The organism is Pseudoalteromonas phenolica, from assembly GCF_005876835.1.
In the GTDB taxonomy this organism is placed as follows: Bacteria; Pseudomonadota; Gammaproteobacteria; order Enterobacterales; family Alteromonadaceae; genus Pseudoalteromonas; species Pseudoalteromonas phenolica_B.
Genome location: NZ_PPSW01000025.1, coordinates 24656 through 39308, shown reverse-complemented (window position 1 = coordinate 39308; position 14653 = coordinate 24656). Strand labels below are relative to the sequence as shown.

The window sequence follows — 14653 nt, the reverse complement described above, 5'->3', positions numbered from 1 at the left end:
TGTAACATTCAACCCATTAACACCAGTCAATTCAGCTAAGCTAAGGCTTTAATGTTCCTTATTTTGGCTCAAATTAGTGGTTTGTTTAATAGTTAAGCAACATCACTTAAATTTCATGGAACCGTTTATGAGCAAGAGAAAAATTCTCATCACTAGTGCTTTACCTTATGCCAATGGTCCAACTCACCTTGGTCATATGCTTGAGTACATTCAAACTGATATTTGGTCACGTTTTCAAAAATTACGTGGTCATGAAACTTATTACGTCTGTGCTGATGACGCGCACGGCACGCCAATTATGCTGAATGCACAAAAGCAAGGCATTACACCTGAAGAAATGGTGAAAAACGTGAGTGTTGAGCGTCAACGTGATTTCGCAGACTTCAGCGTTGAGTTTGATAACTACCACAGCACACACAGTGAAGAGAACAAAGAACTAAGCGCATTGATCTACAATCGTTTGAACGATAAAGGTCATATCAAAAAGCGTACAATTTCTCAGCTATTTGACCCTGAAAAAGAAATTTTCTTACCAGACCGCTTCGTAACAGGTACTTGCCCTACGTGCGGCGCTGAAGATCAAAATGGTGACAGCTGTGATGCTTGTGGTGCAACATATAGCCCAACTGAGCTAAAAGATCCGCGTTCTGCGATGTCTGGTGCGATCCCAGTATTAAAAGATTCTGAACACTATTTCTTCGATCTACCAGCTTTTGAAGACATGCTAAAAGAGTGGCTACACTCAGGTAGTCTGCAAGCTGAAATGGCAAACAAACTAGAAGAATGGTTTGCTGAAGGTTTGCAGCAATGGGACATCAGCCGTGATGCCCCTTACTTTGGTTTTGAAATTCCAGGTGCACCGGGTAAATACTTCTACGTATGGCTAGATGCACCGATTGGTTACATGGCCAGCTTCAAAAACCTATGTGACAAATCAGGCTTAGATTTTGATGCATTCTGGGGCGAAGGTTCTGATGCTGAGCTTTACCACTTCATCGGTAAAGACATCATTTACTTCCACAGTCTGTTCTGGCCTGCAATGCTAGATGGCGCGAATTTCCGCAAGCCAACTAATGTATTCGCACACGGGTTTGTAACGGTAAATGGCGCGAAAATGTCTAAATCTAAGGGCACCTTCATTAAGGCGCGTACTTATTTAGACCACCTAAACCCAGAATACCTACGTTACTACTTCGCAGCTAAACTAAACAGTGGCATCACTGACTTAGATTTAAACTTGGAAGACTTCGCACAACGTGTGAACTCAGACTTGGTTGGTAAAGTTGTAAACATCGCGTCTCGTTGTGCAGGTTTCATCACTAAGAAATTTGACGGTAAGTTAAGTGACGTGATCATGGAGCCTGAGCTATTAGCTGAGTTCCAAAATGCCTCAGACACCATTGCTGAGCATTATGAAAACCGTGAATATAGCCGAGCGATCCGTGAGATCATGACTCTTGCTGACAAAGCAAACCAGTTCATCGATGCACAAGCACCTTGGGTACTGATCAAGAACGAAGACACACAAGAACAAGCACACCAAGTATGCTCTCTTGGTTTGAACTTATTCAAAGTGCTACTGACTTACTTGAAGCCAGTACTTCCTGTAATGGCTGCAAACGTTGAGTCTTTCCTAAATACAGAATTAACTTGGGAAAGTGCGCAAACGCCATTAGTTGGACACGAAATCAGCAAATTCAAAGCGCTAATGCAACGTGTTGAAATGGATAAAGTTAACAAAATGGTTGAAGAGTCAAAAGAAAGCTTAGAAGCGGCGAATAAACCAAAGATTGACCCTAATAGCCCGCTTGCGAAAGAGCCTATTGCAGATGAAATCGAGTTCAACGACTTTGTTAAAGTTGATTTACGTGTTGTGAAAATCGCTAAAGCTGAACATGTAGAAGGCGCTGAAAAGCTGCTTAAACTCACGTTAGACTTAGGTGGTGAAACGCGCCAAGTATTTGCAGGTATTAAGTCAGCCTACGCACCGGAAGATATCGAAGGCAAACTAACGGTTATGGTCGCTAACCTTAAACCGCGTAAGATGCGTTTCGGTATGTCAGAAGGCATGGTGCTGGCAGCGGGCCCGGGCGGTAAAGAAATTTACATTCTGAACCCAGATGAAGGTTCAGAGCCAGGTATGCGTGTCATGTAATTCACCTTACTGATTTCAATACACGTAACTCACCGTTACGTGTATTGAGCATGATTTTATTCACAAGTGTTCATTCTCAACCTCAATAATTCCCACCTCACTTTTATACTCCTCCCCTCATCAGTTTATGAAGAAATTAATCTTTAATATCAAAGTTTAAAAAATGCACGTCCCCGTATTTAAAACTATGTTATAAACACTTCACCTAAAATGACATTAAAGATATAAATGGATATTTTAATTAAGAAGTTTGCTTTCATTATTTTTGCATTAACTTACTCATTCAACTCTACAGCAAATATTTTATCTGTAGACATAAATAAATTAAGCCATCAAAACAAAATTGAAGTTAAATATAAATTCTCAAAGCCTATTAAAGAACTATATTTTAAAAACGCACCTGACAAATTTATTAGTAAACATTGGCTATTAGCCTCTGAAAAGCCAAACATTACTATTTCAAACAAGACAATACAGTTAAAAACCCCCTCTAAACACATTTCACTAATCGTCACAGACGGGTTCGATACTTCCGAAATGCGTGCTTACTCACCCTATATATTTATGAAAAAGCAGACTGCAGTTTTCCTTGATTACTTCTTGCCTCATCAGATAATTGACGCCTCTATCGGAAGTAGTCGTGCAATAAAACCATCATTTAAAATAACGTTACAATCTGAGGTGAATAAAAAGGAAACATTTACGGTTAATTCAGAGAATGTAAATAGATATATATTTATTGAAAATGAAGGCAAAAAAATAGAAAATCGAACTTCATTCTTTATTAGTCAAGAAATTCCTAAAGAACTTAATCAAGTGATTACAAGCTCTGTAAATACACTTCTTGATTATTTCGAACACTATTTTAATTATACTCTACCTCAACCAGTCGAAGTGATTGTGAATTACAATAAAAATAAGGAATATATTGGTTTTGAAGGCAGTGCTCTAAATGGACAGGTAGTTTTAGAATTAAGTGGAAAAGATTTACTTTCCAAGTCTAAACAATTCAAAACTTATATATTACATACTCTTGCCCATGAAGCAGTGCATTTATGGAATGGTTATGTATGGTCACAAGCACCAAATTCCCCGACTTGGTTATACGAAGGGTCAACCGATCATTTAGCTTATGAAGCACTGTTAAATTTAGAGTTAATACCCGTAAAACATTACGATTATTTTTACCAGGTACAACTCGAAGAGTGTAAAAACTCTTTAAGTAACAAAGCACTTAATAACGTAGACAACACCCCCTACTTTAATAGCGCTTATTCTTGCGGGAGAGTTATTTTTAAAAAGCTAGAACAAATCTCGAGAAAGGAAAACCAAGTTGCAATTCTTAAAAGGTTATTTTACAACTCGGGTAAAGGTCTTTACTCAATAAATACCTTGTTAGATCTAATACAAAATGCGCAGGTAAAAGATTTAATACGCTTAATTTCTTCATCAGAGAAAGATGCTTTGAAAGCTTTCGAGGAATTGATGGCTCTATAAAAAAGCCCAGTCAATTGACTGGGCTGTATCCTTGGTAACACTTAATTTTGTTAAGTATTAGCCTTTGTACTTTTGCATTACTAATGTTGCGTTTGTACCGCCGAAGCCAAAGCTGTTAGACATTACCGTATTTAGTTCAACGTCGCGACGCTCAGTTACAATGTCTAGGCCTTGTGCTTGCTCATCTAGTTCTTCAACGTTAATTGAAGGCGCTACGAAGTTATTTTCAAGCATTAGTAGTGAGAAGATAGCCTCGTGTACACCTGCAGCACCAAGCGCGTGACCAGTCATTGCTTTAGTTGCACTAATCGCAGGAGATTTCTCACCGAATAGCTCTTGAATTGCACCTAGCTCTTTCACGTCACCTACTGGTGTAGAAGTACCGTGTGTGTTTAGGTAATCGATGTCACCTTCAACGTCAGCCATTGCTTGCTTCATACAACGAACTGCGCCTTCACCAGATGGTGCAACCATGTCGTAACCATCAGAAGTTGCACCGTAACCTACGATTTCAGCATAGATGTTTGCGCCACGAGCAAGTGCGTGCTCTAGTTCTTCAACAACAACGATACCACCACCACCAGAGATTACGAAACCGTCACGATTTGCATCGTATGTACGAGATGCTTTTTCAGGCGTTTCATTGTACTTAGTTGAAAGCGCGCCCATTGCGTCGAATTCCATAGCTAGTGTCCAGTGAAGTTCTTCACCACCACCTGCAAAGATAACGTCTTGTTTACCAAGTTGGATTTGCTCTACCGCATTACCGATACAGTGCGCTGATGTTGCACAAGCAGAGCTGATTGAGTAGTTAACACCTTTAATTTTGAAAGGCGTTGCAAGACATGCTGACGCTGTTGATGCCATAGTACGAGGAACCATGTAAGGACCTACGCGCTTAACACCTTTTTCACGAAGAATGTCAGCAGCTTCTACTTGATATTTAGAAGAACCACCACCTGAACCAACGATTAAGCCAGTACGCTCGTTAGACACTTGGTCTTCAGATAGACCTGAATCTTCAATCGCTTGTGCCATTGAAATATAAGAGAATGCAGCAGCGTCGCCCATGAAGCGGTGTGCTTTACGGTCTACGTGTGCTTTAACATCAATGTCGATGTTACCTGAAACATTGCTACGAAGATTGTAGTCAGCGAATTCTTGATTGAAAACGATGCCACTTTTACCCGCTTTTAAAGACTCTAATACTTCGTTCTTGTCGTTGCCGATGCTCGATACAATACCGATACCTGTAATAACGGCTCTTCTCATGGGTGATTCCCTTTATTTTATTTCTAAATTCTGTGTATTCTACTTTGAATTGTGACCTCAAGTGGTCAGCTTTCCAGCTTACACACGTACTCTGAATTGTTTTTTACTAAATTTCAACGGACGAAAACAATTAAAACACGTAGAATACTGCATTAATTCGATCCTAATTGCATTAATCATGATCAAAAACGCACAAATTCACTTTAATGAATCAGGTACACCGGTTGCCGACGACTTCGATGATGTTTATTTCTCGAACGATGATGGTCTTGCTGAATCTCACTATGTTTTCTACGAAAATAACAACATTTCAGCGCGATTAACCTCACACGGCCAAAAACACTTTGTGATCGCAGAAACTGGCTTTGGTACTGGCCTTAACTTTTTAAACACTTGGCAACAATGGCGTCAAATAGAAGGTAACAAAGCAAAGTTACATTTTATTTCTTTTGAAAAGTTTCCAATAAAACAATCGGAGCTTGCAAAAGCGTTAGCAGCTTGGCCAAGCCTAGCATCACTATCAGAGCAACTTTGTAAGCACTATCCGATTGCATTAGAAGGTTGCCATCGCCTTGAATTTGACAATGGCCGTGTAGTCCTTGATTTATGGTTTGGTGATGTGCATGACACTTTACCTAAAATGAATTTCACCCAACAAGGTATTGTGGACGCTTGGTACCTAGATGGCTTTGCACCAAGCAAAAACCCAGATATGTGGACACAACCGTTGTTCAATGCCATGGCGAATCTAAGCCGAGACAATGCAACATTCGCGACATTTACTGCCGCAGGTTTTGTCCGTCGTGGATTGCAAGAAGCTGGGTTCGAATGCAAAAAAGTAAAAGGCTTTGGTCGCAAACGTGAGATGGTTGTTGGTCAGTTAAATACCGCTAACAACACACACAATACACCTGAGTTTTACAACTTAAACAAAAGGCCACTCAATAATGTTGCCATCATTGGTGGAGGTGTTGGCTCTAGCTGTTTACTGTATCATTTAGCTAAACGTGGCATTAGCGCGACATTATTTTGCCAAGATGATGCACTTGCCAAAGGTGCCTCGCATAATCGACAAGGCGCGGTTTACCCGAATCTCCAATCTGAAAATAGCCCATCAAGCGAGTTCTATGCCCACAGCTATTTATATGCATTAAGGCTATACAAAGATATTGCCGCGCAAGGTTTTGAATATGACCATGATTGGTGTGGCGTTTTACTGCAAGCGGTAAATGACAGTAAAGAGCTGCAACACAAAAAGTTAGTAGAAAAAGCGGTATGGCCTGATGCACTGATTCATTCTGTGAATGAATCACAAGCCAGCGAACTAGCTGGTACTGAATTACCCTACTCTGGATTGTTCTTTCCTGAAGCTGGCTGGGTAAACCCAGCACAGTTGACCCATGCTTTATTTAACGCTGCTAATACATTGCAAAACGTGCAAACGCATCTCAATACAGACATTAAAACTTTAGAGCAAAGTAATGACGGTTGGTATTTAGTTACTGAAGACAACCGATTTGGTCCGTTCTCTGATGTATTTGTTTGCGCTGGTGAACACAGTGACAGGTTCGAGCAAACAAAAGACATCGGCTTACACGGTGTCAGAGGCCAAGTCTCACATATTAGATCTGGTGAAGTATCTGATAAATTAAAAACCGTACTGTGTCATAAAGGTTATTTTACGCCAAATCATGATGGCCATCATTGTATGGGAGCCACCTTTGATAAACATACCAAAAGTCGAGAATTAAAAGACGAAGACAATGTCACCAATAAAGCACAGTTAATGAAGTTTTATGAACAGAGTGACTTCGCACAAAGTCTTGGTGACATTACTTCTGCGAAAGCCGCGGTGAGATGTTGTTTCAACGACCACTTACCTATGCTTGGTCAAGTACCTGAGAAAGCAGATTTATGTCATGCTTATGCAAACTTAAGCAAAGGTAAGCAGTACGATTTCTCTGAAGAACAAGTACCTTATGCGGGGCTTCATATCGTTACAGGTTTTGGGGCAAGAGGTCTCTGCAGTGCGCCATTAGCAACCGAGCATTTGATTTCCAAACTATGTAATGAACCAAGCCCATATAGTTTAAGAGTCAATGAGGCCATTCACCCAAACCGCTTTATTGTCAGAGATCTTATTCGTAATAAGATTTAGCCATTAAAATACAAAAGGCGACCAAGGTCGCTTTTTGTATTTTAAAACCAATGAAAACTAAGGTTTTGCTATCTGAATAACTACTCGGCGGTTTTTACCACGACCTATGGCATTGTCATTGGGTTGCACGTGTCGCTTCTCACCAAACCCTTCAGTTTGAATTTTATCTGCTGGCACGCCCATACTGGCCATATAGTCTTTTATCGCTTTAGCACGTTTTTTTGAAAGCTCCATATTTATCCATCGACCACCATAACTGTCTGTATAAGCTGATATAAAGATAGATTCAATATTGTCATCGTTTTTAAGATACTCGCCTATCATCTCGAGGCGCTTGCGAGAGGATTTGGTTAAATCGCTAGAGTTCTTTTTATAATTCATTACTGTAAAGGCAATGTCTTCGAAACTGTATGGCAGCAAGTTATCTCGGCACTGTAAGAACGCCCAATAAGCTTGACGAAAGTTTACAGAAGAGAGCGCGACAGAAATACGATCAGCACTATTTTGCCAATCTTTATAATAGAAAGTTGGGTGAAAGCCTTTTTCAAGCTCTGTGAGCATCTCCCAAGAGACATCATTATTTAACTCGCCATCAAACTTTTTTAACAGCTGCATTTTACTGATATCTCGAACAGGAACTCCTGCTCGCCACTGCGGAGGCACAGATTGTAAACCTGCAAAGTCATAGCTTTCAGGGCGAACAACCATATCGAGGTTAAAAGTCAGATCTTTATTTTTGCTGGCCACGACATTAAAAATAGCTTCGCCATAATATGGGATTTCATGATGCAAAGCACAAGAAAGGCGCTTGGTCTTATTCACATCCCAATTTGAACTGTCAGCATTGGCGCTATACTGACGCATAGCCGCATCCGCAAATCCAATGTCTGCAAATAACAGTCCTAAACCGAATAAATATGCTTTGTACTTCACAACGTTCTCCGTACTGACAAAATAATGCCGCTTTGATGATCTAAACAACTTAAAAGCAAGAAATATGCCGCCAGCCTTAACACTCAATAACTCTAAATGATTGAGACATATTTCGGGTCGCAAAAATCTATCTAAACAGTATAATACGCCCCTTAAATTCATAACATAAGTGCATTATGGCAGATCAAGAGCAAACTTTATTTTCCCAACGCTTTCGTGGTTTCTTTCCTGTAGTTATCGACGTAGAAACAGCTGGCTTTAACAAAGACACAGATGCGCTATTAGAAATCGCTGCCACAACTTTAAAAATGGATGATGAAGGCGTTCTAAGTTTAGATCAAACTCTACACTTTCATGTAAAGCCTTTCGAAGGTGCAAACATCGAGCAAGCTGCCATTGAATTTAACGGCATTGATCCGTTTTCAGAATTACGTGGTGCTGAAGATGAAGATGTTGTGATCAAAGAAATCTGTAAAATGGTGAGAAAAGCTCAAAAAGCTGCGGGTTGCTCTCGATCAGTGGTTGTTGCACATAATGCCGCGTTTGATCATGGATTTTTAAATGCTGCGATAGAACGCAATAAAATAAAGCGCACTCCTTTTCATCCGTTTGTTAGCTTTGATACAACCTCTTTGGCAGGTCTTGCATTAGGCCAAACTGTGCTTGCAAAAGCGTGTCGCACAGCCGGTATTGAATTTGACAATAGCCAAGCTCATTCAGCCCTTTATGACACCGAACGCACAGCCGAGTTATTTTGCTTTATTGTCAATAAATGGCAAGCATTGGGTGGTTGGCCGTTGCCTGAACTAGAAGAAGACGAAACAGAAGCATAGCTTCAAATTAATGAAAAATTGAAATATCTAAACTTCTCTAGTTAGTTAAACAACTTTCAGTAGACATAAAAAAACCGCTTATCGAAGCGGTTTTTTATTGCCAATTTTAACTTTAACTTATAGGTATTGGCCTAATGCTTTAACCTGGTCGATCATACGGTTAGAGAAACCCCATTCGTTGTCGTACCAAGCCATAACTTTAACAAGCTTACCATCAACCTTAGTTTGCGTTGAATCAAATACTGATGACGCTGGGTTGTGGTTGAAGTCAATTGAAACTAGCGGAAGTTCGTTGTACTCAAGTACTTCAGCCATTGCACCTTCAGTTGCAGCCGCTTTAACCGCAGCATTAACTTCTTCAGCAGTTGTTTCGCGAGAAGCAATAAATGTTAAGTCGACTAAAGATACGTTAACTGTAGGAACACGAACCGCCATGCCGTCTAACTTGCCAGCAAGCTCAGGTAGCACTAAACCAACTGCTTTTGCAGCACCTGTTTTAGTTGGGATCATAGACTGAGTTGCACTACGCGCACGGTAAAGATCTGGGTGATAAACATCAGTAAGAACTTGGTCATTTGTGTAAGCGTGAATAGTTGTCATGCTACCCTGTTCGATACCAATTGCATCATTTAATGCCTTAGCAACTGGGGCAAGACAGTTGGTTGTACAAGATGCATTTGAAATGATGTTGCTTGATGCATTGATCACTTCAGAGTTCACACCATGAACAACCGTTGCATCAAGATCAGTACCTGGCGCTGAAACGATTACTTTTTTCGCGCCCGCTTCAATGTGCTTAGCTGCAGCATCACGAGACGTGAAGATACCTGTACATTCTAATACGATATCAACATTAAGCGCTTTCCAAGGAAGGTTCGCAGGATCACGTTCTTGCGTAAGCGTGATTTCGTCATTACCAATCACTAACGTATTTTCAGCTAGCACAACTTCTTGGTTGAAACGACCATGTACAGAATCAAACTGAGTTAAGTGCGCATTCACGTTAGCAGGTGCTAGGTCGTTGATAGCGACAATTTTAATTTCTTCGTTTTGACCAGACTCGTATAGCGCTCGTAAAACATTGCGACCGATACGGCCATAACCATTAATTGCGATATTAATCATTTTCAGTTCCTCGACTATTTTACTTCACTTGCTTGTTTCGCAAGCGCTTCGATCGCCTGCCAATCTTTGTTTGCGATAAGTTCTTTATCTAGCATCCAAGTACCGCCAACACACACGACGTTATTTAAGGCTAGGTACTTAGGCGCTGTTGCTAAGCTAATACCACCCGTTGGGCAGAATTTAATTTGTGGTAATGGACCACCAATTGACTTAAGCATCGGTGCGCCACCTGCAGCTTCTGCAGGGAAGAATTTTAAAAACTTAAAACCATGTGACGCTAAATTCATCACTTCACTTGGTGTTGCTGCACCCGGTAAAAATGGAATGTCAGTTTCTTTAGCAAGCGCTAAAAGCTCATCATTTACACCTGGGCTCACCATGAAATCAGCACCTGCTGCAACTGATGCTTCGAATGTTGCTTTATCAATCACAGTACCTGTGCCGACGTAAGCTTCTGGTACTGCTTCTTTCATTAGCTTTACCGCTTCTGCCGCAACAGGTGTGCGAAGGGTAATTTCTAATGCTTTTAGACCACCGTTATATAACGCTTTTGCTAACGGTACAGCGTCTTCTAAGTTTTCAATCACCACCACTGGTACAACTGGTGCTGATGTTAAAATGTTTTCAATACTCATCTTGTTCCTCATTCCCAATGCTTTTATTCTTCTAGTCCAAAGGCACTCGCGCCTAGGTCTGCACTGCTTACGATATTTCTGAATCCTGCGAATAGCTCACGGCCTGTGCCATAAGTTGGCTCCGTATGGCTGATCACATGCTCACGCTTTGCTAACTCTTCATCTGATACATGGAGAATTAAGTCGCCATTTGGTGCATCAAGAGTGATCAAATCACCATCATGAATCTTAGCGATAATCCCACCTTCAACGGCTTCTGGTGCTAAGTGGATTGCTGCAGGTACCTTACCTGACGCGCCAGACATACGGCCGTCAGTCACAATCGCCACTTTGTAACCTTGGTCTTGAAGCGTTGCCATCACAGGCGTTAATTTATGAAGTTCTGGCATGCCCTTAGCTTTAGGGCCCTGCTCTTTAATCACAGCAATAAAGTCTGTGTTTAATTCGCCTGCAGCGAACGCATCTTGTAGTGCAGCTTGAGAGCTAAATACTTTAGCTGGCGCACTCACAAACTGGTGTTGCTCTTGAACCGCAGATACCTTGATAACCGCTTTACCAATGTTGCCAGTTAGTAGCTGAAGCCCACCTTGCTTATTGAATGGGTTGCTCACAGGGCGAAGTACTTCTTCATCTAGTGAGTTTTCAGGACAAGGCACCCACTTCACTTTGCTTGGACCTGTGTTGCTAGACATAATTAAATTATCATCAACATCTAACACTGGCTCTTGGGTATAAGCATCTAGGCCTTCACCAACAATGGTCTTCACATCATTATGTAAGAAGCCACCGTCACGCAGTTCACGCATTAAGAAGCCCATGCCACCCGCTGCTTGGAAGTGGTTCACATCCGCAGAACCATTTGGATAAATACGTGTTAGTAGAGGCACAACTTCAGAAAGCTCTGCCATGTCTTTCCAAGTGATTTGAACACCGGCAGCTTTCGCCATAGCAACTAAGTGAATTGCGTGGTTTGTTGAACCACCTGTAGCTAGCAAACCAACCAGACCATTGATCACTGTTTTTTCGCTAACTACTTCACCAATTGGGTTTGCATCTTTGCTTTCGATAAGCTGCTTAAGCATTAACTCAACCGCACTGCCCGTAAGGCCATCACGTAATTCAGTGTAAGGGTTGATGAAAGAGCTACCAGGAAGGTGAAGACCCATGATCTCCATCAGCATCTGGTTTGAGTTTGCAGTACCGTAGAAAGTACAAGTACCTGCACTGTGGTAAGACGCACTCTCTGCCTCAAGTAACTCTTCACGAGATACTAAGCCTTGTGCGAACTTTTGACGTACACGTGCTTTTTCTTTGTTTGGAATACCAGACTGCATTGGACCTGCTGGTAAGAAGAAAATAGGCAAGTGACCGAATGAAAGCGAACCAATTAATAGTCCCGGTACGATTTTGTCACACACACCTAAACAGAAAACACCATCGAATACATCATGTGAAAGTGCAACAGCTGTAGACATCGCAATCACGTCACGAGAGAACAATGATAGTTCCATACCATCACGGCCTTGTGTCACACCGTCACACATTGCAGGTACGCCACCAGCAACTTGAGCGGTCGCGTCATATTTTTCTGCAATCTTTTTAATTAGCGGTGGAAAGTCAAGGTAAGGCACATGCGCCGAAAGCATGTCATTGTATGAATTGATAATTGCTAAGTTAGGTTGCTCGTCAGCTTTAAGGCGATCTTTATCTGAGCTTGAACATGCAGCCATAACGTGAGCTAGGTTGCCACATCCTAAACCAGCGCGCACACGTGTTTGTTTTTTTGCTTCTTCGATGCGTGCTAAGTAGGCTTGGCGTGTTGCTTTGCTGCGTTCAATAACACGCTCTGTGACGGCTTGGATACGAGGATGTAACATAAAATTCTACTCTACTCAAAATTTAAGAAGATAAAAGGCTCAGTACAATTAAAGACTCCACTCTAAATGTACCGAGCATCTTTAGATTTACCCGTTCAAAGGTACGCTATCAGGTTGTCTCTCACCTCAACCTGACACCGGTGTCATATTATTGAGCCACAAAGCTGACACCGGTGTCAACACTTAACCTTCAATTTAGTCAAAGATTCATAAATGAACAAATTTCAGTTGTGTGAGAAAAAGCTGCACACTTTTTTGAGGAAAGGATTACGAAAAACTTCAGAGCATTGATTTATATTAAGTTTTAAAGATGAAATAATTTCTAGAAACAAAAAATGTAAAGGCTCCGAAACACAGGAGCCTTTAATTGATAAATGAAATTTAATTTAAAATTTTAAGACAAAAACTGCTGGGTGATCTTGCCTTCGTCTAATTTGACTAAATGAGGTGGGTAAATTCGCGTAAATTGCTTAGAGTCTCTGGCTATTGTTACCTCAATGCCAGGGTGCATTAAATCATTAACCTTTACACGACTACTCATCAATAAGCGCTTAAGCTTTTGCTGAACGAGCTTTAAGTTGCGTTGATTTCGTTGGTAGTGTGCATTTAACTGCTTCTCGTTAGCCAAAAGTTTATTTAAATAAGCTGTTTTTTGAGGGGTTTCAGGGGCTTTTGCCGCTTTAGCTTTGGCTTTATTTAACGCAATTGCTTTTTCAGACAAGCGCTTTTCAAATAACTTAAATTCGGTTTGTTTATCTTTTAGTTCATGAAAAGACTGTGCAATGGCAATATGTGTTTTGGTACCAGAAGGCGCGCCTAATTCACCAGTCTCAATACGCAATGCATTTAAAACCTTACCGCCAATTAACTTACCTCTGGGGGTGTCGCCCTTACCTACTCGGATAAGTCTTCTAGAGGATAAATTACAATGCAATGCTTGCTTTTCAATCAGTAAATCTTGTTGTGTTTCAATATGAACATATTGCGCATAACCAATTGAAATACTCCTTTTTGCACGAACAAAGCATGAAAAATCATGTTCTTCTGTGACTTTACGACCTATCGCACCTTGCACAATAGTGATGGCATTTTCGCTTTGTAGGTCAGCAGACTCAACAAAACCAAGTACGGTAATATCGCCAGTCGCTTTCACTTTCATACCATCTTTTACGTCGCCACTGATGATCACAGAACCATCAAACTCTATATGGCCTGTGCTGACATCAACATCGTTGTAGCACAATACGTCATCAACACGCATACCTCTTGGGAGCGCTACGGGTACGCCTTTCGCATCTGCTATTAATAAATTTGGGTCTTTGTCAGATATTTTGGTGCCTTCAAGTACTTCAATCGCAAAATTTTTACCTGGTTTAGCCTCTATGACGTCACCGAAAACCGAGTAACCCTGTGAACCTTCTGTTGCGGGAATACGCTTCATTAGAGGACTGCCAGGCTTAACAGTGATTATTGCGCCTAAATCGCGCATATCTACCTTGCCACCGTCTTTTTCTTGAGGACTTAAGATTCTATCTTGTGCGGTCATACATAATCGTACAAATCTCGCGTCAGTGCCATCCTTCGCACGCTGTCCGTGAGCTACAATGGCACTATATTGCGAACCTGGTGCTTGTTCGAATTGCTGCCCTAGACATTGTTCAAGTGCATCTCGATTTACACCTTTCACAACACCGGCTTTTTGAAGTGCCGCTTTCGCATCTTCTAGAGATACGATTTTTCCACCGCAAGCAGTAGTAACTTGTGCATTAGCCATCATGTTGGATTCATCAACTTTGATCATAATTGACGCATCAATCGCTTTAGCAACGACTAATGAATCTTTCACATAATCATCGCCCGAAGAAAATAACTTACCTATATTGGCATGTATAACTTCAAAATCAGCATAACTAGATTGCTCTAACAACTCCAAGAGCTGAGAAGCACTAGCTGGGAACCCTGACTCGATAGGGTGTGACAACAAGTACACATATCCATCACCCTCATCAAAACGAAACAATGACATAAGTCTTTCCACACTATGATTTATTATTTTTATTGACTAAAACACGACCAAGCCATTTCACCACAACCTTAAGGTATTGTTAAGTTGATTTTGATCAATCAAGTTACAAAGCTTAAAGAATTGTAAATGGCGAGTTTTCGAG

Annotated in this window: 10 protein-coding genes; 4 read left to right on the top strand and 6 right to left on the bottom strand. The window is 41.0% G+C overall.

The annotated features are described in order from the left end of the window. The first annotated feature begins 127 nt into the window (after positions 1-127). Both metG and C1E24_RS15095 read left to right on the top strand, forming a co-directional pair. Positions 128-2155 carry a methionine--tRNA ligase gene (gene metG, locus C1E24_RS15100; RefSeq protein ID WP_138482840.1) on the top strand — a complete coding sequence of 676 codons (2028 nt, stop codon included), beginning with the start codon at positions 128-130 and terminating at the stop codon, positions 2153-2155. Positions 2156-2383: 228 nt separating this feature from the next. Next, positions 2384-3652: a basic secretory protein-like protein gene (locus C1E24_RS15095; RefSeq protein ID WP_138482838.1), complete on the top strand. Its 1269-nt coding sequence runs from the start codon at positions 2384-2386 to the stop codon at positions 3650-3652. Positions 3653-3709: 57 nt separating this feature from the next. Here C1E24_RS15095 and fabB read toward each other — a convergent pair whose 3' ends face one another. Beyond that, positions 3710-4924 carry a beta-ketoacyl-ACP synthase I gene (gene fabB, locus C1E24_RS15090; protein ID WP_138482836.1) on the bottom strand — a complete coding sequence of 405 codons (1215 nt, stop codon included), beginning with the start codon at positions 4922-4924 and terminating at the stop codon, positions 3710-3712. A gap of 178 nt (positions 4925-5102) precedes the next feature. Here fabB and mnmC point away from each other — a divergent pair, with 178 nt between their 5' ends. After that, complete coding sequence (gene mnmC, locus C1E24_RS15085) at positions 5103-7082, top strand: bifunctional tRNA (5-methylaminomethyl-2-thiouridine)(34)-methyltransferase MnmD/FAD-dependent 5-carboxymethylaminomethyl-2-thiouridine(34) oxidoreductase MnmC (protein ID WP_138482834.1); 1980 nt, start codon at positions 5103-5105, stop codon at positions 7080-7082. A gap of 57 nt (positions 7083-7139) precedes the next feature. Here mnmC and C1E24_RS15080 read toward each other — a convergent pair whose 3' ends face one another. Then, a complete protein-coding gene (locus C1E24_RS15080; protein WP_240722033.1) occupies positions 7140-7982 on the bottom strand; it encodes a flagellar protein MotY in 843 nt (280 codons plus the stop codon). 209 nt (positions 7983-8191) lie between these two features. On the opposite strand from C1E24_RS15080, the gene rnt reads away from it, so the two are divergent. After that, a complete protein-coding gene (gene rnt, locus C1E24_RS15075; RefSeq protein ID WP_138482832.1) occupies positions 8192-8848 on the top strand; it encodes a ribonuclease T in 657 nt (218 codons plus the stop codon). 117 nt (positions 8849-8965) lie between these two features. Here rnt and gap read toward each other — a convergent pair whose 3' ends face one another. The 4 genes from gap to C1E24_RS15055 all read right to left on the bottom strand — a co-directional run bounded on the left by gap (position 8966) and on the right by C1E24_RS15055 (position 14511). After that, entirely contained in the window at positions 8966-9973 is a 1008-nt protein-coding gene (gene gap, locus C1E24_RS15070) for a type I glyceraldehyde-3-phosphate dehydrogenase (protein WP_138482830.1), read from the bottom strand. Positions 9974-9987: 14 nt separating this feature from the next. Beyond that, entirely contained in the window at positions 9988-10608 is a 621-nt protein-coding gene (locus C1E24_RS15065) for a bifunctional 4-hydroxy-2-oxoglutarate aldolase/2-dehydro-3-deoxy-phosphogluconate aldolase (RefSeq protein WP_138482828.1), read from the bottom strand. A gap of 23 nt (positions 10609-10631) precedes the next feature. Then, positions 10632-12485, bottom strand: a complete 1854-nt coding sequence (edd, locus tag C1E24_RS15060; protein WP_138482827.1) for a phosphogluconate dehydratase — start codon at positions 12483-12485, stop codon at positions 10632-10634. A 394-nt stretch (positions 12486-12879) separates the two neighbouring features. Then, positions 12880-14511, bottom strand: coding sequence for a DUF342 domain-containing protein (locus C1E24_RS15055; protein WP_138482825.1), 1632 nt, complete (start codon positions 14509-14511; stop codon positions 12880-12882). Positions 14512-14653: the final 142 nt, after the last annotated feature.

Bases quoted from the DNA above. Each gene is read 5' to 3' on its own strand.
- rnt (WP_138482832.1), top strand. From the start codon at position 8,192: ATGGCAGATCAAGAGCAAACTTTATTTTCCCAACGCTTTCGTGGTTTC.
- mnmC (WP_138482834.1), top strand. From the start codon at position 5,103: ATGATCAAAAACGCACAAATTCACTTTAATGAATCAGGTACACCGGTT.
- fabB (WP_138482836.1), bottom strand. From the start codon at position 4,924: ATGAGAAGAGCCGTTATTACAGGTATCGGTATTGTATCGAGCATCGGC.
- edd (WP_138482827.1), bottom strand. From the start codon at position 12,485: ATGTTACATCCTCGTATCCAAGCCGTCACAGAGCGTGTTATTGAACGC.
- gap (WP_138482830.1), bottom strand. From the start codon at position 9,973: ATGATTAATATCGCAATTAATGGTTATGGCCGTATCGGTCGCAATGTT.
- C1E24_RS15065 (WP_138482828.1), bottom strand. From the start codon at position 10,608: ATGAGTATTGAAAACATTTTAACATCAGCACCAGTTGTACCAGTGGTG.
- C1E24_RS15055 (WP_138482825.1), bottom strand. From the start codon at position 14,511: ATGTCATTGTTTCGTTTTGATGAGGGTGATGGATATGTGTACTTGTTG.
- C1E24_RS15095 (WP_138482838.1), top strand. From the start codon at position 2,384: ATGGATATTTTAATTAAGAAGTTTGCTTTCATTATTTTTGCATTAACT.
- metG (WP_138482840.1), top strand. From the start codon at position 128: ATGAGCAAGAGAAAAATTCTCATCACTAGTGCTTTACCTTATGCCAAT.